The organism is Variovorax glucosi (assembly GCF_051216695.1).
In the GTDB taxonomy this organism is placed as follows: domain Bacteria; phylum Pseudomonadota; class Gammaproteobacteria; order Burkholderiales; family Burkholderiaceae_C; genus Variovorax.
Genome location: NZ_JBPJZE010000001.1, coordinates 1,186,377 through 1,206,832 on the forward strand (window position 1 = coordinate 1,186,377; position 20,456 = coordinate 1,206,832).

A 20,456-nucleotide genomic window follows, 5' to 3' on the forward strand; every position below is an offset into this window, starting at 1 on the left:
TCCGTGATGTGTTTGGAATATCGACACTGCAAGCAGCGTGCCGAACCATGTTACATGGCGTCTATCCTGCTGAAAGCAGGCCGGCCACGTGGCGCGCGATGGCGAGGCTGCTGGTCAGGCCCGGCGACTCGATGCCGAAAAGATTCACCAGGCCAGGTACGCCATGCGTCTCGGGGCCGTCGATGCGGAAGTCCGCAGCAGGATCGCCGCGCCCGGAAATCTTCGGACGAATTCCTGCGTAGCCGGCAATCAGAGATCCATCTTTCAAGGCCGGCCAGTAACGGCGCACCTCGGCATAGAACGCGTCTCCCCGCGAAGGATCGACGACCAGATCGTTCGGCGAATCGACCCACTGCACGTCGGGACCGAACTTGGCCTGACCGCCCATGTCGAGCGTCAGGTGCACGCCGAGCCCCGCTGCCTCCGGCACCGGATAGATCAGATGGGTGAACGGCGCTCGACCTGCGAGCGTGAAATAGTTGCCCTTGGCAAAACTGGCCTTGGGAATCGAGGCAGGAGACAGACCTTCGAACCGGCACGCCAGACCCGGCGCCGTCAATCCGGCGGAATTGACGACGGTCCGGCAGCGCAGTTCCGTTCCATCGTCTGTCACGAGAACGATGCCCTTCGGGTCGCAGCGTGCGTTGGAAACCCCCGACTTCAGTGCAACCATGCCGCCGGCGTTCTCCAGATCACCCTGAAGACTCAGCATGTACGAATGGCTGTCGACGATGCCGGTACTCGGCGAGTTCACTGCCGCCAGACATTCGAGGTCTGGTTCAAGCCGGCGGGCTTCTTCACGCGTCAGCATTACCAGGTCGCCGACACCATTCGCGTGTCCCTTGGCGATGATCCCGGCAAGGTCATCGACCTGCGCCGCCGATGTCGCAACGATCAATTTCCCGCAACGCCGATGAGGTATGCCTCGCTCGGCCGCATATTGGTAAAGCAGTGCCTTGCCGTCCACGCACAGCCTGGCCTTCAGCGAGTCGCGCGCGTAGTAGATGCCCGCATGGATGACTTCGCTGTTTCTCGAACTGGTGCCGGTACCAATCGCACCTTCGGATTCGAGAACAATGACGTCACGTCCTTGCAAGGCGAGTTCTCGCGCCACCGCAAGTCCGACAACCCCCGCACCAATCACCACGCAATCGAAATCTTCCATGCCGCAAGCTTAGCGGCACCGCGAAGAAAGATTGCGAATCAGGCGTTGCGAACGGATGCCGATGCACGCGGCCAGCGAAAGGCAGCGGCGCACATGAATTGCCGATTGGCAAGGAAATGAAAAGCCATGCCGCCACGACCCAACCGGTGACCCGACATCACCGTTCCGACGATGCCGCGGTCAGGCTCCACCGGAAGCTCGATCGGTTCAGGCCGATCGGGGGTGATCGGTGTCGGCAGGTCTGGAATGTTGGGGAGAGTAGCCATGAGAAGACTCCTTTGAATACTTCCTTCTACGACTCTTACTCAAATCTAACGCAAGCATCTGTGCGCAAAACGCGTCGGCTGGCACTGACATCGACCATAAAAAGTGACGAGAGCAAAAAAGTGTTAACTAGAATGCGAATCGTTGTCATTCTTATTTTTGAACTCGATTTCATCTTATGCCCTTTTCGACCACGTCCCTTCTTCCGCATCTCGTCCGCCAATGTTTCGGCGCCGGAGTGATGCTCGTCGCCGCCAGTGCGGCTGCGCAGACGACCACGGGGACGACGCTTCAGGAAGTCGTCGTTTCCGATCAGGCCGAAGCGATCGGCGGGCTGCAGAAGACCTATTCGGGCGGTCAGTTCGCCCGCGGCGGCAGTCTCGGCATCCTCGGCATCACCGACCTGATGAACGTGCCGTTCAGCACCACGAACTACACGTCGGAACTGATCGAAAACCAGCAGGCGCTCACGATTGCCGACGTGGTGATGAACGATGCCTCGGTGCGCACCCTGGCTGCGCGCGGCGGCTACGGCGACGACTTCCAGATTCGCGGCTTCAACGTCTCGAACAGGGATGTCGGCATGAACGGGCTGGTCGGGCTGTCCACGGCCACCCGCATTCCGCTGGAGATGATCGAGCGCGTGGAAGTGCTCAAGGGTCCGGGCGCCTTCACCAACGGCACGGGTCCGAGCGGCAGCATCGGCGGCGGGATCAACGTGGTGACCAAGCGCGCGGCCGATGCGCCGCTGACCCGCCTGACCACCACCTACATGAGCGACGCCCAGTTCGGCACGCATTTGGACGTGGGCCGTCGTTTCGGCGAGGACAACCAGTGGGGCGTGCGCGCCAACGGCGTATGGCGCAACGGCGAAGGCAACGTCGACGGTGGCCGTCAGCGTCTGGGCCTGGGTTCGCTGGGCGTCGACTACGCCGGCAGCCGTCTGCGCGCGTCGGTCGACCTTCTGTACACCAGCGGCAAGACGACCGAATTCCGCCCGCAGATCGCATTCCGCAGCGGTATCACGCAGGTTCCGGCCGTGCCCGACAACCGCTCCAGCTTCTACCCCGGCGCCGAGTTGACCGACAAGGCCAAGACAGTGATGTCCCGCCTCGAATACGACCTCAACGACACCACCTCAGTCTACGGCAGCGTGGGCTACAGCGACGTTTCGACCGACCAGAACTTCCCGACCGCCGTCACGCGACCCGTCGACCTCCGCCCCAATTCGCTGGGCAACTTCTCGGTCAACAACGGCTACTACGACGAATACAACAAGACGACGTCCGCGGAAGTCGGCGTGCGCACGCGCTTCAGGACCGGCAGCGTCGGCCACTCGGTGGTGCTGGCAGCCAACACCCTGTCGCGCGAGACCGGTTATTTCTATCAGCTGACGACCGTGCCCGTCGCTTCGAACCTCTACAACCCGTCCGCCCTGCCGACGATCAACTTCGCGCGCGGGGAGCCGAGCAAGATGGCCAAGCTGGAACTGCACAGCATCGCGGCCGTCGACACGATGTCGTTCTTCGGCGATCGTTTCCTGCTGTCGCTGGGCCTGCGCGACCAGACCATCAACCAGAAGAGCGTGAACGGCTCGACCGCCTACGACGCCAGCTCGGTGACGCCGCTGGTCGGCCTGGTCTTCAAGCCTGTGCAGAACATCTCCGTCTACGGCAATTACACCGCGGGTCTGCAGCAGGGCGGCATCGCCGGGCCGACGGCCGCCAATCGCGGCGAGGTCTTCGCGCCGCAGAAATCCAAGCAGTACGAAGCCGGCGTGAAGGCCGACTGGGGCACGCTGACCACACAGGCCGCCGTCTACCAGATCACCCGGCCGAACGCCACGACCGATGCCGTCACGCAGGTCTACAGCTTCGGCGGCGAACAGCGCAACCGCGGCCTGGAACTGACGATGTACGGCGAGATCCAGCGTGGACTGCGTGCCATGGCCAGCGCATCCTTCAACGACGCGAAGCTCACCCGGACGACCGGCGGCGTGAATCAGGGCAACGATGCCAACGGCGTTCCGGATCGCACCTTCAACGTCGGACTGGATTGGGACATGCCCTGGGTGCCGGGGCTGAGCCTGAACGGCCGCGTGATCAACACGTCGTCGACCTACTACGACGCGGCCAACCTCCTGCGCATGCCGAGCTGGACGCGTCTGGACCTCGGTGCGCGCTATGCAACGAAGATCGCCGGCAAGCCTGTGGTGTTCCGCGCCAACCTGGAGAACGTCGCCGACAAGGCCTATTGGGTGACCAGCACCTACGTCACCGTCGGCGCACCGCGCACGCTGATGCTGTCGGCGCAGATCGACTTCTGACGCTTCGCTTCAGTCTGCCGGCGACCGGTTATTCGCAGGCTTGCCTGCGGCATCGGTCAAGGCGCGCTAGCCTGACCGCTTCTGACTGGAGTGATGAAAATGATGCAAAAGACCGATCCCGTCTGGCTGATCACCGGATGTTCCACCGGCTTCGGCCGCGAGCTGGCCAAGCTGGTGCTCGAACGCGGCTGGCGTGCCGTCGTGACCGCGCGCCATCCCGACCAGGTGGCCGACATCGTCGAAGGGCACGAAGACCGCGCACTGGCGATGGCGCTCGACGTGAATCGCAGCGAGCAGGTGCAGGCAGTCGTCGCGGCGACGCTCGAGCGCTTCGGGCGCATCGATGCGCTCGTCAACAACGCCGGCTATGGCTATCTGGCGGCGATCGAGGAAGGCGACGATGCGGAAGTGAGGGCGATGTTCGAAACCAACGTCTTCGGCCTGATCGACATCACGAAGGCCGTCCTGCCCGCCATGCGCGCCCAGGCGAGCGGCCTGATCATCAATGTGTCGTCGATAGGCGGCCTCACCAGCTTCGCCGCGACGGGGTACTACCACGCCACCAAATACGCGGTCGAGGGCCTCTCGGAATCGCTGGCGATCGAGGTGAAGCCGCTGGGCATCGATGTACTGATCGTCGAGCCGGGTCCGTTCCGCACGAACTGGGCCGGCCCGTCGATCAAGCAGTCGGCGACTCGGATCGATGCCTACGACGCGACGGCCGGCGAACGTCGGCGCCAGACGGCCGCCCGCAGCGGCAACCAGGCCGGCGATCCGGTGCGTGCGGCGCAAGCCATCGTCGATGCGGCGCTGTCGGACGCGCCGCCGCTGCGCCTCGTGCTCGGCAAGGCCGCGCTGGAGCTGGCGCGCAAGAAACTCGACTTCGTGCGCGACGACCTTGACAACTGGGAAGCGACGTCGCTGGGGGCAGACTTTCCAGCCGGTTGATAATCCGGGTCCATGCCCAATCGACGCCACATCGCTTTCCTGCACCGCTGGGTGCTGGCGTTGTTCATGCTGTCTTTGGGCGTCGCGGCCGCGGCGCCGCTGGTCAATCCGCAATCGCTGGAAATCATTTGTTCCAGTGCCGGCGCGGTGAAGGTGATCGTTCACACGGACGACGGCGCGCAAGAGCAGGGTCGCATGGCGATGGACTGCTCGCTGTGCGCCGCTGCCGGCGCGCCTCCCTCGGTCGCTGTCCTGCATCTGCCCAGCCCGTTGCCGCTGGCCTATGCGGTCCAGCCCATTCCGTCTGCGCGCATCGCGGCGGCCACCCGGGCACCGTTGCCTGCGCGCGGTCCGCCGAACTTCTCCTGAACTGATTCCCTCATCCGGCTTGCAGGCGGACGTACCGACGTCGCGCCGAACCGGTCCGCAGTTCACGACCGCCCTGGCGGTCGCCGGAGATCCTTCATGTTTCGTTACCGTCTCTATCGTCGTGCGTCGTCCGCACGCCTCGCCATGCTCACGACCGTGTTCGGCACGGTTTTTTCGGTGCCGCTTTCAGCGTGGGCCCAAGCGGATTCCACGCTGACACTCGGCACCGTCGACATCAACGCGCGCGCCGCTGGACCACTGGCTGCACGCAATGTCTTCAGTTCCGTCGACATCCTCGGCGGCAGCCTGTTGCAGGACCAGCACGTCGACTACAGCTGGGAGCTGCTGTCGCGTGCGCCGGGCGTGCAGGTCACGCAATTCAAGCAGGGCACGGACGCCGGCCGCTTCTCCTTCCGCGGCTTCAACGGCGAGGGCCGGATCAATGCCGTCAAGTTGCTGATCGACGGCATACCGAGCAACGACAACGCCGGGGGCATGCCGTTCCTGGATGCGGTCTTTCCGCTCGACATCGAAGCCATCGAGATCGTGCGCGGCACCAACGACCCGCGCTACGGCCTCAACAACATCGCCGGCAACGCCAACGTGCTGACGCGCAGCGGCGGCAACGAGGGCCGGGCCAGCCTCACCGTCGGCAGCTTCGGCACGAGAGAGGCGCAGGTCGTCAAGGGCATCGAAAGCGGGAACTGGAGCCAGAACTACTCGCTTTCGTGGCGAGATTCGGACGGGTACCGTGACCACGCGGACGCCACCAAACGTGCGTTTTCCGGCAAATGGACCTACACGACCGACGACGGACGCTGGCGGGCGGGCCTGAGTGCACGCTACTTCGAGAACAAGGCGCTCGAATCGGGCTATCTGACCTACCAGCAGGCCATGAACACGCCACGCATTTCGCCCGCGTTTGCATCGGCGGACCGCGGCGAGCGCACGACCGGCCAGATCGGCGCGCACCTGGACGGCGAACTGACGCCGGACCTGTCGTGGTCGACCAGGCTTTACACGAACCAGTACGAAAACCGGCGCTGGGTCCGTTTCTCGGCTGCCGGCGCGCAGCAGGAGCGCTACAACGACGAGAAGCAGCATGGTGCGATCACCTCGCTGACCTGGCGCCCGACGGTCGACTGGGCGCATGAATTCACGCTGGAAGGCGGCTTCGATGCGCAGTGGCAGAACAACATCGGCCAGCGCTACCGCACGACGGAACGGGTGCGCACCTCCCAGTTCCGCGACTGGGACTTCGACCTCGACACGCGAGGCGCCTATGTGCAGGCGGTGATCCGGCCGATCGAGTCGCTGAAGATCATTCCGGCTTTCCGCGTCGACGACGTCGACGGCAACTTCACCGACCGCCTGACCGGCAAGCGCTCGCCGGTCTACGACTACGGCCCGATCCGGCAGCCGAAGATCAGCGTCGTCTACACCCTCCTCCCGCAAGCCAGTGTGTACGCCAACTGGGGGCGCACCTTCCAGATCGGCACGGGCATCGACGCCTATCGCACGCAGACGCGCAACCTCAAGCCTTCGATCAACGACGGCTGGGAAGCAGGCGTCAAGTTCAAGCCGCTGCCGTGGCTCGACGGCCGGGTCGCGTACTGGGAGCAGCGTGCGTCGGGTGAAGTGGCGCGCGTGCTCGGCGTCGACGGCCTGCCGGACCCGGGTGGACTGGGCAATGTCGGCAAGACACTGCGCAAGGGATTCGATGTCCAGTTGAATGCAAAGCCGGATGCACGCACCACGGCATGGGTTGCCTATTCGCACCAGCTGGCGCGCATCACCGCGCCAGATCCGAGCGCGCCGGCGACGCTCGGCAAGGAGATCGAGAACGTGCCGCACTACCTGCTGTCAATCGGCGTCGACTATCAGGCGACCGACCGGATCAGGCTGTCCGCCTGGGGCAATGCGCAAGGCGACTACTACGTCGATCGAACCAACACACAGGGTCGTTTCGGCAAGTACGCGCTGCTCAACCTGGGTGCCAGCTACCGCTTCTCGCCGGCAATGGAGTTGGGCCTGCAGGTGAAGAACGTCACCGACCGCAAGTACGTCTACGCCTGGTACGACAGCGGCTCTTCGGGCTTTTCGCCCGGTGACGGCCGCGGTGTGTACGCCAGCCTGAACCTGAGATTCTGATGACGCCGACGAACAACTTCTACCGTGCGGTGTGGCGCTGGCATTTCTATGCCGGCCTGCTGGTGCTCCCGTTTTTGATCTGGCTTGCCGTGACGGGCGGACTCTACGTTTTCAAGACGCAGATCGACGGGTACTTCCATCACGACCTGAAGTTCGTGGAAACCGGAACGAAGTCGCGCTCGCACGACGAGATCGTGGCGGCGGCGCTTGCCACGCATCCGGGAACGTTGCGAAAGTACACGCCCGCCGCTTCGAGCACCGATTCGGCAGAGGTCGGCATCGCCACGGAAGGCGGCGATGCGCTCTCGGTGTTCGTGGACCCGCACGGTGCGCGGGTGTTGGGCGCGTTGCCCGACGGCGGCAGCGTCGCCTGGACGATCCGCAAGCTGCACAGCCTCAAGTACTTCGGCAAGATCGCGCGCGGCGCCATCGAGATCGCCGCTGGCTGGGCGGTGTTGCTGGTGCTGACAGGCATCTATCTCTGGTGGCCGCGCGGGCAGAGCCTTGGCCGCAGAGGCGGCGTGGTCACGGTGCGCGGCACGTCACGCCAGCGCGTCTTCTGGCGCGACCTGCATGCGGTGACAGGCATCTTCGTCGGCGGAGCGCTGGTATTCCTTGCCATCACCGGCATGCCATGGTCGGTTCTGTGGGGAAATCAGGTGAACAAGTGGGCCAACGGCCACAACTTCGGCTACCCGGCCGGCGTGCGGGTACAGGTGCCGATGTCGCAGCAACGATTGAGCGATGCCGGCCCGACGACGTGGTCGCTGGCGCAGGCGCGCATGCCGAAGTCTGTGCATGAAGAACACGAAGGTCATGACGGTCATGTAGAACACGCCGGCCCCGCCAGCACGACGCCGAGAGCATCACCCGAAGCGCTCGATCTCAATCAGGTCATCGCCATCTTCGAACGGCTCGGCATTGCGCCCGGCTACACCGTGAATCTTCCGAAGGGCCCTACCGGCGTCTACACCGCTTCGGTGTATCCGCGCGATCTGGCGCAGCAGCGTGTGATCCATATCGACCAATACAGCGGCCGACCGTTGATCGACATGCGCTACGCCGACTACGGCCCACTGGGGCGCTGGCTCGAATGGGGCATCAACGTGCATCTGGGGCAGGAGTTCGGCATACCGAATCAGGCCGTGCTCGTCATCGCCTGTCTCGGTATCGTGCTGCTGTGCGTCAGCGCCTGCGTGATGTGGTGGAAGCGCCGGCCGACCGGGGCACTTGGCGTGCCGCCGCTGCCCGAAGACCGGCGCACGCTGCGGGTCGTCGTCGCGCTGCTGGCACTGGGCGGCATCGCGTTTCCGCTGGTCGGCGCTTCGCTGGTGGTGATGCTGACGCTGGACTGGCTGCTGACGAGTCGGCAACGCCTTGTGCAGGCAATCCGGCACAAATGAAAAAGGCCCAGCGTGCGCCGAGCCTTTTATTCAAGAATTCATTGGTGGGCGGTCCAGGTTTCGAACCTGGGACCCCAGCAGTGTGAATGCTGTGCTCTACCCCTGAGCTAACCGCCCCAACTTCGCTTTTACATCACCAGCATCGTGCAGTAATCAGCGAAGCCCGCGATTATGCCACAGCGTTTTGCACCTGCAAATCGAGCTGCCGAAAAAGTGTCTTGCCCTTGCTGGCCTTGTCGAGCTGAGCCAGAACGTCTTCGTGGGCCGCAACTTCCTGCTCTGCCGCGACGATCACCGGCAGCGCGAAACTGCGCAGATCCACAGCGACGATCGCGCCGCCCAGCGCCGGCTCGTCGGACGCCACGTCGATCAGCAACGCATCCTGGCCCCGCGTGAGGTTGATATACACATCGGCCAGCAACTGCGCATCGAGCTTCGCGCCGTGAAACGTGCGATTCGACCGATCGACGCCGAAACGATCGCACAGCGCATCCAGCGAATTGCGCTTGCCGGGATACACCATCTTGGCCATCGCCAGCGTGTCGGTCACCTCGGCCACGAAAGTGCGCAGCGGCGGCAGCCCGACGCGCTCCAGTTCCTTGTTCAGGAAGCCGACGTCGAATGCCGCGTTGTGGATGATGAGTTCGGCATCGCGCAGGTATTCGACGACCTCGTCCGCCATCGCGGCGAACTTCGGCTTGTCGCGCAGGAAGTCGGTCGTCAGCCCGTGGACCTTCAGCGCGTCTTCATGACTCTCGCGCTCGGGATTGAAATAGATGTGCAGGTCGTTGCCGCTCAGTTTGCGGTTGAGCAGCTCGACGCAGCCGAGCTCGATGACGCGGTCGCCGTTGTCGGCGGAAAGGCCGGTGGTTTCGGTATCGAGAACGATCTGACGCGACATCTAGTGATTTTCCTTGGCATGGTTGATCGAGTACTTGGGAATCTCGATCGTCACATTCTCCTGCGCGAGGATCGCCTGACAGCTCAGGCGCGACTGCGGCTCCAGGCCCCAGGCGCGGTCGAGCAGGTCGTCCTCGGTTTCGTCGGAATCGTTCAGCGAGCTGAAACCCTGACGCACCACCACGTGGCAGGTCGTGCAGGCCGCACTCATTTCGCAGGCGTGCTCGATGTTGATGTGGTGTTCGAGCAGCGCCTCGCAGATCGATGTGCCGGCCGGCGCTTCGACTTCGGCGCCCTGCGGACAGTATTCGGGATGGGGAAGGATCTTTATCGTGGGCATCTTGTTCTGATTAAAGTGATTCGACCTTGCGGCCGGACAGCGCGCGTGCGATGCCCTGATTCATGCGCTGCGCCGCGAACGCTTCCGTTGCGTCGGCCAGCGACTTGGTCGCAGCTTCGATGGCGCCGGCGTCATTGCTGTCCTTGCGCACGACATCCAGCGCGGTCAGTTGTGCGTCGATGGCGGTGCGCTCGTCGGCCGACAGCAGATCGCCGTCCGCGGCAAGCGCGCTGCGTGTCGCGAGCAACATGCGCTCCGCGTCGACGCGTGCCTCGACCAATGCACGCGCCTGCATGTCCTGCTGCGCGGTCGCGAAGCTGTCCTGCAGCATCGCGGCGATCTGGTCGTCTGACAGGCCGTACGACGGCTTGACCGTCACGCTGGCCTCGACGCCGCTGCCCTGCTCCTTCGCGCCGACCGACAGCAGCCCGTCGGCATCGACCGTGAAAGTCACGCGGATGCGCGCCGCACCGGCCGCCATCGGCGGAATGCCGCGCAGCGTAAAGCGCGCGAGGCTGCGGCAATCGGCCACCAGGTCGCGCTCGCCTTGCACGACGTGCAGCGCCAGCGCGGTCTGGCCGTCCTGGTAGGTCGTGAAGTCCTGTGCCATCGCGGTCGGAATGGTCTGATTGCGCGGCACGATGCGTTCGACCAGCCCGCCCATCGTCTCGATGCCGAGCGACAGCGGGATCACGTCGAGCAGAAGCAGGTCGTCGGCGCCACCGTTGCCGGCGAGCTGGTTGGCCTGGATCGCGGCGCCTAGCGCGACGACTTCGTCCGGATTCAGATTGGTGAGCGGCGGGCGACCGAAGAACTCGGCGACCGCGTTGCGAACCTGCGGCATGCGCGTCGCGCCGCCGACAAGGACGATGCCCTGCAGTTCGTCGGTCTTCAGGCGCGCATCGCGAAGCGCCTTGCGGACGGCGGCGATGGTGCGGTCGGTCAGCGGCTTGGTTGCGGATTCGAATTCGACGCGTGTCAGCGGCAGCCGAAGTTCGCCGCCGGCCAGCGCAGCGGCGAAGTCGACGGTGTCCGATTCGGTCAGCGCTTCCTTGGCTGCGCGCGCGGCCACCAGCAGCGCAGCGCGGTCGCCGTCGCTGTCGACTCGAAAGGTTTGCTTCGACAGCACCAGCTCGGCCAGTGCGTGGTCGTAGTCGTCGCCACCAAGCGCCGAATCGCCACCGGTCGCGATGACTTCGAAAACACCCTGCGTCAGCCGCAGGATCGAAATATCGAAAGTGCCGCCGCCGAGGTCGTAGACCGCGTAAACGCCTTCGCTCGCGTTGTCGAGGCCGTAGGCGATCGCAGCAGCTGTCGGCTCGCTGATCAGGCGCAGCACATTCAGACCAGCCAGTTGCGCCGCGTCCTTGGTCGCCTGCCGCTGACCTTCGTCGAAATAAGCGGGAACGGTGATGACGGCGCCATAGAGCTCGTCGTCGTCAAATGTGTCCTGCGCGCGGTAGCGCAGCGTGGCAAGGATGTCCGCGCTGATCTCGACCGGCGACTTGTCGCCCGCGATGGTCCGCACCTTGACCATGCCGCTGTCGTCGGTGAGGCTGTACGGCATCGCGTCGCGATGAACGATGTCGGCCACGCCGCGCCCCATCAGCCGCTTGACGGAGGTGATCGTGTTCGCAGGGTCTTGTGCGCGCGCAGCGAGTGCGTCGAAACCGATCTGGCGGCGGTCGTTCTCGAGGTAACGCACGACCGACGGAAGGATCACGCGGCCGTCGTCGTCCGGCAGGCATTCGGCGACGCCGTTGCGCACGGCCGCGACCAGCGAATGCGTGGTGCCGAGGTCGATGCCGATCGCGATGCGCCGCTGGTGCGGATCCGGCGTCTGACCGGGTTCTGAAATCTGAAGAAGTGCCATGGTCCTATTGTCCCCAACGGTCGGCCTTGGCTTCCACGTCCTGCGCAAAGCGCTCGATGAACATGAGGGCTCTGACCTGTTGCGCGGCTGCAGTGAAGTCGCCTTTCTCGTCGATGAGCCAGTCGAGCGCCGACAGCGCAAGCGCACGGCCACTCTCCACTTCGGCTTGGAGTGCGTCCAAAGCAGCCGGCGTACCGACGTCGTCGAGCGACTCGCGCCATTCCATTTGCTGCATCAGGAAAGCGCCCGGCATCGCGGTGTTGTTCTCCGCGTTCACCGGTGCGTCGTGCAGTTCGCAGAGATACGCAGCGCGGCGCACCGGATCCTTCAGACGCTGATACGCCTCGTTGATGCGCACGGACCACTGCATGGCCACGCGCTGCGCAGCCGCACCCTGAGCGGCAAAACGGTCGGGATGCGCTTCGCGCTGCAACTCTTTCCAGCGGGCGTCGAGCGCGGCCCGGTCCTGCGCAAATGTGGGTGGAACTGCAAAGAGTTCGAAGTCGGTGTCTTGAAGGTTCATGGCAATAAAAAGCCGCCAGCACATGACATGGTGGCGGCTGTTGGCGCGGCACGTGACGCGCGGGATCAGATCCTGAAGCTCTCTCCGCAACCGCAACGATCGCGTTCGTTCGGATTGATGAACTTGAAGCCCTCGTTCAGGCCTTCCCGGACGAAATCGAGCTTGGTGCCGTCGATGTAAGCAAGACTTTTCGGATCGACAAGTACCTTGATTCCCTGATCTTCGAAGATCACGTCTTCCGGTGCGAATTCGTCGACATATTCAAGCTTGTAAGCCAGACCCGAGCAGCCCGTCGTCTTCACGCCCAGACGCACGCCAACACCCTTGCCTCGCTTTCCGAGGTATCGGTTGACGTGGCGGGCAGCCGCCTCGGTCAGCGTTACAGCCATCTCAGTAAACCGCGGCTTCGGCAGGAACCGAACCGGCCGGCACGCCAGATGCGTGCTTCTGCTTGTAATCGAGCACGGCCGCCTTGATGGCGTCTTCTGCAAGGATCGAGCAATGGATCTTCACCGGCGGTAACGCCAGTTCTTCCGCGATCTGCGCATTCTTGAGCGCAGCCGCTTCATCGAGCGTCTTGCCCTTGACCCACTCGGTCACCAGCGAAGACGAGGCGATTGCCGAACCGCAACCGTAGGTCTTAAAGCGCGCGTCCTCGATCACACCCGTTTCGGGATTGACCTTGATCTGCAATTTCATGACGTCGCCACAAGCCGGCGCGCCGACCATGCCGGTGCCGACGCTGTCGTCGCCCTTTTCGAAGGAGCCGACGTTGCGGGGGTTTTCGTAGTGGTCGATGACCTTGGGAGAGTAAGCCATGGGGTACCTCTTTTAGATTGTTGGGGTGCGTCAGCTACCGGATCAGTGGGCGGACCACTGGATCGTGCTGATGTCGATGCCGTCCTTGAACATTTCCCACAGCGGGCTCAGTTCGCGCAGCTTGGCGACGTTGTGCTTGATAGTCGAGACGGCGTAGTCGATCTCTTCCTCGGTCGTGAAACGGCCGATGGTCATGCGAAGGCTGCTGTGCGCCAGCTCGTCGCTGCGACCCAGGGCGCGCAGCACGTAGCTCGGCTCCAGGCTGGCCGACGTACAGGCAGAACCGCTCGATACGGCCAGGCCCTTGATGCCCATGATCAGCGACTCGCCTTCGACGTAGTTGAAGCTGATGTTCAGGTTATGGGGCACGCGACGCGTCATGTCGCCGTTGACGAACACCTGTTCGACATCCTTCAGGCCGTCGAGCAGACGCTTCTGAAGCGCCGTTGCCTTGGCGAGGTCTTCCTTCATCTCGAGACGCGCGATGCGGAATGCCTCGCCCATACCGACGATCTGATGCGTCGGCAGCGTGCCCGAACGCATTCCGCGCTCGTGACCACCGCCATGCATCTGAGCTTCGAGCCGCACGCGCGGCTTGCGGCGCACATACAGCGCACCGATACCCTTGGGGCCGTAGGTCTTGTGCGAAGCCAGACTCATCAGGTCGATGGGCAACTTCGTCACGTCGATTTCGATTTTTCCGGTCGCTTGCGCGGCGTCGACGTGAAAGATCACGCCGTTTTCGCGACAGGCATTGCCAAGCGCGACCACATCCTGGATCACGCCGATCTCGTTGTTGACGAACATCACACTCGCCAGAATCGTGTCGGGACGAATCGCAGCCTTGAACTTCTCCAGATCGAGCAGACCGTCTTCCTGGACATCGAGATACGTCACCTCGAAGCCTTGACGCTCCAGCTCGCGCATCGTGTCCAGCACCGCCTTGTGCTCGGTCTTCACCGTGATCAGGTGCTTGCCCTTGCCTTTGTAGAACTGCGCTGCGCCCTTGATGGCGAGGTTGTTCGACTCGGTCGCGCCTGAAGTCCAGACGATCTCACGCGGATCGGCTCCGATCAGGTCGGCGACATCGACACGCGCCTTCTCGACCGCTTCTTCGGCTTCCCAGCCCCAAGCGTGGCTGCGCGAGGCCGGATTGCCGAAATGCTCGCGCAACCAGGGAATCATGGCGTCGACGACGCGCGGATCGACCGGCGTCGTCGCGCCGTAATCGAGATAAATGGGGAAATGTGGGGTGACGTCCATGGCTGGTTCAGACTGGCTGTGGTTTTAGTTTCTTAGGACTTGGCAAAGGCGTTGCCGAGGGCAAACACCGAATTCGGCGCGTTCACCCGAATCGGCTTGACCACCGGCTGCGCCGAAATGGCACGCTTGATCGCAGGCTTGTTCTCGATCTGCACGCCCTTGGCGATCTGATCGTCGACCAGCTTTTGCAAGGTGACCGAATCGAGAAACTCGACCATGCGCTGATTGAGCGACGCCCACAGCTCGTGCGTCATGCAGCGACCTGCTTCGCCCAGGCAATTTTCCTTGCCGGCGCAGTGCGTCGCGTCGATCGGCTCATCGACCGAAACGATGATGTCGGCAACGGTGATTTCTGCTGCCTTGCGTCCGAGGCTGTAGCCGCCGCCAGGACCGCGGGTCGATTCGACCAGCTCGTGCCGACGCAGCTTGCCGAAAAGCTGCTCCAGGTAGGACAGCGAAATCTGCTGACGCTGGCTGATTGCGGCCAATGTCACGGGGCCGGTGTTCTGACGCAATGCCAGATCGATCATGGCCGTGACGGCGAACCGCCCTTTGGTTGTGAGACGCATCGCAAGCTCCTTGTGCTTCGTAACATTGACACCGTTGCGAGATAGCTACGGTGGCGTGGTCTCCGCCTGGCCGGTTTGCCTGCTTCCACGCGCATTCGATACGCATCGAGAGGCAACTCGGTTCTTCATCGCGAAGTTCTTTTGTTGTTGACTGTTTCGGTCAAGTATAACAGAAGGCCTTCACATTCGCTCGGGTAAACCCCAGCGCGGCGTCAGCGATCGCGCCGCGAGCGCCTCAGCGGGAGCCGCCAGTCGGCAGGATGGCGATGTTGTCGCCGCCAGCACCGCCGAAAGCCTGCTCGCGAAGCACTGCCAGCTGGTCGCGCACCCTGCCAGCCTTTTCGAACTCCAGATTGCGTGCATGTTCGAGCATGAGCTTCTCGAGCCGCTTGATCTCGCGCGAGATGTCTTTTTCGCTCATGTCCTCGACCTTGGCGCGTTCGAGCTCCAGCTTCGCCATTTCCTTGCCGGTCTTCTCGCTGTAGACGCCGTCGATCAGGTCGCGGACTTTCTTCACGATGCTGCGCGGAACGATGCCGTTGGCTTCGTTGTGCGCGATCTGCTTGGTGCGCCGCCGGTCGGTCTCGTCGATCGCCTTCTTCATCGAATCGGTCATGCGATCGGCGTACAGGATGGCGCGGCCGTTCAGGTTTCGCGCCGCGCGGCCGATGGTCTGGATCAGGCTACGCTCGGCCCGCAAGAACCCTTCCTTGTCGGCGTCGAGGATCGCAACCAGCGACACCTCCGGAATGTCCAGTCCTTCGCGCAGCAGGTTGATTCCGACCAGCACGTCGAAGGTGCCCAGCCGCAGATCGCGCAGGATTTCGACCCGCTCGACCGTATCGACGTCACTGTGCAGATAACGCACCTTCACGCCGTTGTCGCCCAGGTAATCGGTCAGCTGCTCGGCCATGCGCTTGGTCAGCGTGGTGATCAGCACGCGCTCGTTCTTGTCGACGCGGATGCGGATTTCCTGCAGCACGTCGTCGACCTGGTGCGTGGCCGGGCGCACCTCGACCACCGGGTCGATCAGGCCGGTCGGGCGCACCAGCTGCTCGACGACGTTGCCCGAATGGTCTTTCTCGTACTGCGCGGGCGTCGCCGAGACGAAGATGCATTGGCGCATGCGCGATTCGAATTCCTCGAACTTCAGCGGCCGGTTGTCCATGGCCGATGGGAGGCGGAAGCCGTATTCGACCAGCGTCGTCTTGCGTGCCCGGTCGCCGTTGTACATGCCGCCGAGCTGGCCGATCATCTGGTGGCTCTCGTCCAGGAACATCAGCGCGTCCTTGGGCATGTAGTCGGTCAGCGTGGCCGGCGGCTGTCCGGGCGCGGCGCCTGACAAGTGGCGCGAGTAGTTCTCGATGCCCTTGCAATGCCCGATCTCGGCCAGCATTTCCAAGTCGAAACGCGTGCGCTGCTCGATGCGCTGCGCCTCGACCAGCTTGCCCTGGCTGACGAATTCCTTCAGCCGATCGGTGAGTTCCGCCTTGATGGTTTCCACGGCGCCCAGCACCTTGTCGCGCGGCGTCACGTAATGACTCGACGGGTAGATCGTGAAGCGCGGAATCTTCTGGCGAATGCGCCCGGTCAGCGGGTCGAAGAGCTGCAGCGACTCGATCTCGTCGTCGAAAAGCTCGATCCGGATCGCCAGTTCGCTGTGCTCCGCCGGAAAGACGTCGATGGTGTCGCCGCGCACCCGGAATGTGCCGCGCGAGAAATCCTGTTCGTTGCGCGTGTACTGCATGCGGATCAGCCGGCCGATGACGTCGCGCTGACCGATCTTGTCGCCCACCCGCATGATGAAACGCATCTGCGTGTAGTCCTCGGGCGTGCCGATGCCGTAGATGGCGCTGACCGTGGCCACGATAATGGTGTCGCGCCGCTCCAGAACGCTTTTGGTCGCCGAAAGCCGCATCTGCTCGATGTGCTCGTTGATCGAGCTGTCCTTCTCGATGAACAGATCGCGCTGCGGAACGTACGCCTCGGGCTGGTAATAGTCGTAATAGCTGACGAAATACTCGACCGCGTTCTTCGGAAAGAACTCCCGGAACTCGCTGTAGAGCTGCGCTGCCAGCGTCTTGTTCGGCGCGAAGACGATGGCCGGACGGCCCATCCGCGCGATGACGTTGGCCATGGTGAACGTCTTTCCGGACCCGGTCACGCCCAGCAGGGTCTGGAAAACCTCGCCATTCTCGACGCCTTCGACCAGGCCTTCGATGGCGGTCGGCTGATCGCCAGCGGGCGGGTAAGGCTGGAAAAGTTCGAAAGGCGAACCCGGATAGGTGACGAATTTCCCCTCCTTGGACGGCACGTTCGCACCGTCGGCATCGGCGCCCTCGTCGGGAATATGGGAGATCACTTCGGAAATTGGCGGCATGGGGTGTCCGTGTGCAATCGTTGGCAGTTGACGCGCGATCGTTAAAATTCAAGGCAACCTGAAAGCCTAATACAGCGTCAGGCTCATGACCAGCGGCCAACCGCCCGCCGGCAATCCGATTCATCCTGAGGACTTCTTCATGTCTATGTTCACCGCCGTCGAAATGGCGCCACGCGATCCGATCCTGGGTCTCAACGAGCAATACGCCGCCGACAGCAACCCAAATAAGGTCAACCTCGGCGTTGGCGTCTATTACGACGACAACGGCAAGCTGCCGCTGCTGGCCTGCGTTCGGGCGGTCGAAGAAGACATGATGAAGGCGCCGAGCGCCCGTGGCTACCTGCCGATCGACGGCATCGCCGACTATGACAGCGCGGTCAAGGGACTGGTTTTCGGCGCCGACAGCGAAGCCGTGACTTCCGGCCGCGTCGCAACGGTGCAGGCCATCGGCGGCACCGGCGGCCTGAAGGTCGGTGCCGATTTCCTGAAAAAGCTCCAGCCTGACGCCAAGGTGCTGATCAGCGACCCGAGCTGGGAAAACCACCGCGCGCTGTTCACCAACGCCGGTTTCACGGTCGAAAGCTACCCTTACTACGACGCGGCCAAACGCGGTGTCGATTTCGACGCGATGCTCGGCGCGCTGAACGCAGCCGCCGCCAACACCATCGTCGTGCTGCACGCCTGCTGCCACAACCCGACCGGCTACGACATCACCGCCGCGCAGTGGGATCAGGTCGTGACCGCCGTGAAGTCGAAGAACCTCATCGCCTTCCTCGACATGGCCTATCAGGGCTTCGGAAACGGCATCCAGGAAGACGGCGCCGTGATCGGCAAGTTCGTCGACGCCGGTTTGACTTTCTTCGTTTCGACCTCGTTCTCGAAAAGCTTCAGCCTGTACGGCGAACGCGTCGGCGCGCTGTCTGTACTTTGCACGGACAAGGAAGAAGCCGGCCGCGTGCTGTCGCAGCTCAAGATCGCGATCCGCACCAACTACAGCAATCCGCCGATCCACGGTGGCGCCGTCGTGGCTGCGGTGCTGAACGATCCGGCCCGCCGCGCGGTCTGGGAAAAGGAACTGGCAGAAATGCGCACCCGCATCAAGGCGATGCGCGAGAAGCTGGTCGAAGGCCTGAAGGCGGCCGGCGTTGCGCAGGACATGAGCTTCATCACCCAACAGATCGGCATGTTCAGCTATTCGGGCCTGACCAAGGACCAGATGGTTCGTCTGCGGAATGAATTCGGCGTTTACGGCACCGACACCGGCCGGATGTGCGTTGCCGCGCTGAACAGCAAGAACATCGACTACGTCTGCCAGAGCATCGCCAAAGTGGTCTGAGCGTCGCACGAGATGCGGAGTAGGGATTCGTCCCTACGGAAAACTGCAAATCTGTTGATATATTGCACTGCAGCATCGCGAGCGATGCGCAGTGCTTTTTTGTTTTCCGACCTCCAACTTATCCCTCACAACCAGGGTCCGCCACGATGCTCTACCAGATTTACGAAGCCCAGCGGTCCCTCATGGAACCGCTGACCGACTTTGCACAGGCTGCCGCCAAGCTCTACAGCAACGACACCTCCCCGCTCTCGAAACTGCCGATGGCACAGCGCATGGCCGCAGGCTACGACCTGTTGTTCCGCCTGGGCAAGGACTACGAAAAGCCCGAGTTCGACATCAAGTCGGTCAAGGTCGGCGAAGACGATGTCGTCATCCAGGAAGCCATTGCGCTCGACAAGCCGTTCTGCCAGTTGCGCCGCTTCAAGCGCTTCACCGACGAACCGGACACGCTGAAGACGCTCAAGTCGCAGCCGGTGGTGCTGATCGTCGCGCCGCTTTCTGGCCACTACGCCACTCTGCTTCGCGACACGGTCCGCACGATGCTGCAGGACCACAAGGTCTACATCACCGACTGGAAGAATGCGCGCACCGTTCCGGTTGCCGACGGCTCCTTCCATCTGGACGACTACATCCATTACGTCGAGGATTTCATCCGCCACCTGCAGACCGAATACGGCAACTGCCACGTGATCAGCGTCTGCCAGCCGACCGTACCGGTGCTGGCTGCCGTGTCTCTGATGGCCAGCCGCGGCGAGCAGACGCCGCTGTCGATGACGATGATGGGCGGTCCGATCGATGCCCGCAAGTCGCCGACGGCCGTGAACAACCTCGCGATGAACAAGAGCTACGAGTGGTTCGAGAGCAACGTGATCTATCCGGTGCCCAAGAATTTTCCGGGTGCCGGCCGACGCGTGTATCCGGGCTTCCTGCAGCACACCGGCTTCGTGGCGATGAATCCCGACCGTCACGCCACCAGCCATTACGACTACTTCAAGGACCTGATCAAGGGTGACGACGCCAGCGTCGAAGCGCACCGCAAGTTCTACGACGAATACAACGCCGTCCTCGACATGGACGCCGATTACTACCTCGAGACCATCCGCGCGGTATTTCAGGACTTCTTGCTGGTGAACGGCACCTGGGACATCAAGGCAGCTGATGGCACCCTGGAACGCGTCAAGCCGCAGGACATCAGGAAGACTGCGCTTCTGACCGTCGAAGGCGAACTCGACGACATTTCCGGCTCCGGCCAGACCGAGGCCGCGCACGGCTTGTGCGAAGGCATTCCGGCAGAGATGCGCGAACACCTCGAAGCCAAGGGCGCGGGCCATTACGGCATTTTCGCCGGCCGACGCTGGCGCGATGTGGTGTATCCGAAGGTCAAGGCCTTCATCGCCGCGCACGATGCAAAGCAGAAGCGTAACGGCGCTCATGCGCAGGCAGAGCTGACCAGCGAAGACGCGGTGATCGTGGAGCCGAAGGCAGCAGCTCTGGCCGCGCCTGTCGAGAAAGCTGTCGAAGCACCCGCCGCCATCGCTGTGATGACGGCGCCGGAAGCAAAGCCGGAAGCGAAGCCGGAGCCGAAAGCCGAGCAAGTCAAGGCAGCAGTGCCGGTGAAGGCAGCAGTGACCGCGAAGAAGTCGGCTTCCGCTAAGAAAGCAGCCCCGGCGAAGGCAGCAGAGAAACCTGTGGCGACCAGCGCAGCGGCGAAGAAGCGCTCGACGTCCGTCAAGGCAACCGCCGTAGCCGCTGCCAGCCCGGCGCCTGCGGCACCCGCGGCCAGGAAAAAAGCGTCGCGCGTTGCCGCCAAGCCGAAGGCTTGAAGTG

General features: G+C 63.2%; 18 protein-coding genes and 1 tRNA gene. 7 read left to right on the forward strand and 12 right to left on the reverse strand.

Annotated features, from left to right (window positions below; translation table 11 throughout):
* Positions 1-61: 61 nt before the first annotated feature.
* Complete coding sequence (locus ACSFA3_RS05605) at positions 62-1,165, reverse strand: NAD(P)/FAD-dependent oxidoreductase (RefSeq protein WP_435504385.1); 1,104 nt, start codon at positions 1,163-1,165, stop codon at positions 62-64.
* Between the two features lie 38 nt (positions 1,166-1,203).
* Complete coding sequence (locus ACSFA3_RS05610; RefSeq protein WP_435504386.1) at positions 1,204-1,431, reverse strand: hypothetical protein; 228 nt, start codon at positions 1,429-1,431, stop codon at positions 1,204-1,206.
* Positions 1,432-1,607: 176 nt separating this feature from the next.
* Here ACSFA3_RS05610 and ACSFA3_RS05615 point away from each other — a divergent pair, with 176 nt between their 5' ends.
* The 5 genes from ACSFA3_RS05615 to ACSFA3_RS05635 all read left to right on the forward strand — a co-directional run bounded on the left by ACSFA3_RS05615 (position 1,608) and on the right by ACSFA3_RS05635 (position 8,626).
* The gene (locus ACSFA3_RS05615) at positions 1,608-3,755 is read left to right on the forward strand and encodes a TonB-dependent receptor (RefSeq protein WP_435504387.1); all 2,148 of its coding nucleotides are present in this window, start codon (positions 1,608-1,610) and stop codon (positions 3,753-3,755) included.
* A 99-nt stretch (positions 3,756-3,854) separates the two neighbouring features.
* Positions 3,855-4,703, forward strand: coding sequence for an oxidoreductase (locus ACSFA3_RS05620; protein WP_435504388.1), 849 nt, complete (start codon positions 3,855-3,857; stop codon positions 4,701-4,703).
* Between the two features lie 12 nt (positions 4,704-4,715).
* Entirely contained in the window at positions 4,716-5,072 is a 357-nt protein-coding gene (locus ACSFA3_RS05625) for a DUF2946 family protein (protein WP_435504389.1), read from the forward strand.
* Positions 5,073-5,216: 144 nt separating this feature from the next.
* A complete protein-coding gene (locus tag ACSFA3_RS05630) occupies positions 5,217-7,223 on the forward strand; it encodes a TonB-dependent receptor (RefSeq protein ID WP_435504976.1) in 2,007 nt (668 codons plus the stop codon).
* A complete protein-coding gene (locus ACSFA3_RS05635; protein ID WP_435504390.1) occupies positions 7,223-8,626 on the forward strand; it encodes a PepSY-associated TM helix domain-containing protein in 1,404 nt (467 codons plus the stop codon). Before ACSFA3_RS05630 ends, ACSFA3_RS05635 begins: the two co-directional genes overlap by 1 nt.
* A gap of 42 nt (positions 8,627-8,668) precedes the next feature.
* Here ACSFA3_RS05635 and ACSFA3_RS05640 read toward each other — a convergent pair.
* The 10 genes from ACSFA3_RS05640 to uvrB form a co-directional block, all read right to left on the reverse strand.
* Positions 8,669-8,743, reverse strand: a tRNA-Val gene (locus ACSFA3_RS05640).
* Between the two features lie 52 nt (positions 8,744-8,795).
* The gene (gene dnaQ, locus ACSFA3_RS05645; RefSeq protein WP_435504391.1) at positions 8,796-9,527 is read right to left on the reverse strand and encodes a DNA polymerase III subunit epsilon; all 732 of its coding nucleotides are present in this window, start codon (positions 9,525-9,527) and stop codon (positions 8,796-8,798) included.
* Entirely contained in the window at positions 9,528-9,866 is a 339-nt protein-coding gene (gene fdx / locus ACSFA3_RS05650) for an ISC system 2Fe-2S type ferredoxin (protein ID WP_435504392.1), read from the reverse strand.
* A 10-nt stretch (positions 9,867-9,876) separates the two neighbouring features.
* Positions 9,877-11,739: a Fe-S protein assembly chaperone HscA gene (hscA, locus tag ACSFA3_RS05655; protein ID WP_435504393.1), complete on the reverse strand. Its 1,863-nt coding sequence runs from the start codon at positions 11,737-11,739 to the stop codon at positions 9,877-9,879.
* Between the two features lie 4 nt (positions 11,740-11,743).
* Entirely contained in the window at positions 11,744-12,262 is a 519-nt protein-coding gene (gene hscB, locus ACSFA3_RS05660) for a Fe-S protein assembly co-chaperone HscB (protein ID WP_435504394.1), read from the reverse strand.
* A 65-nt stretch (positions 12,263-12,327) separates the two neighbouring features.
* Positions 12,328-12,651, reverse strand: a complete 324-nt coding sequence (iscA, locus tag ACSFA3_RS05665) for an iron-sulfur cluster assembly protein IscA (RefSeq protein ID WP_435504395.1) — start codon at positions 12,649-12,651, stop codon at positions 12,328-12,330.
* A 1-nt stretch (position 12,652) separates the two neighbouring features.
* Positions 12,653-13,081, reverse strand: a complete 429-nt coding sequence (iscU, locus tag ACSFA3_RS05670; protein ID WP_435504396.1) for a Fe-S cluster assembly scaffold IscU — start codon at positions 13,079-13,081, stop codon at positions 12,653-12,655.
* Positions 13,082-13,123: 42 nt separating this feature from the next.
* Positions 13,124-14,344: an IscS subfamily cysteine desulfurase gene (locus tag ACSFA3_RS05675; RefSeq protein WP_435504397.1), complete on the reverse strand. Its 1,221-nt coding sequence runs from the start codon at positions 14,342-14,344 to the stop codon at positions 13,124-13,126.
* 32 nt (positions 14,345-14,376) lie between these two features.
* A complete protein-coding gene (gene iscR / locus ACSFA3_RS05680) occupies positions 14,377-14,913 on the reverse strand; it encodes a Fe-S cluster assembly transcriptional regulator IscR (RefSeq protein WP_435504398.1) in 537 nt (178 codons plus the stop codon).
* 235 nt (positions 14,914-15,148) lie between these two features.
* Positions 15,149-17,293, reverse strand: a complete 2,145-nt coding sequence (gene uvrB / locus ACSFA3_RS05685) for an excinuclease ABC subunit UvrB (RefSeq protein WP_435504399.1) — start codon at positions 17,291-17,293, stop codon at positions 15,149-15,151.
* 139 nt (positions 17,294-17,432) lie between these two features.
* Here uvrB and ACSFA3_RS05690 point away from each other — a divergent pair, with 139 nt between their 5' ends.
* A complete protein-coding gene (locus ACSFA3_RS05690; RefSeq protein WP_435504400.1) occupies positions 17,433-18,629 on the forward strand; it encodes an amino acid aminotransferase in 1,197 nt (398 codons plus the stop codon).
* A gap of 146 nt (positions 18,630-18,775) precedes the next feature.
* A complete protein-coding gene (locus ACSFA3_RS05695; protein ID WP_435504401.1) occupies positions 18,776-20,452 on the forward strand; it encodes a polyhydroxyalkanoate depolymerase in 1,677 nt (558 codons plus the stop codon).
* Positions 20,453-20,456 lie beyond the last annotated feature (4 nt).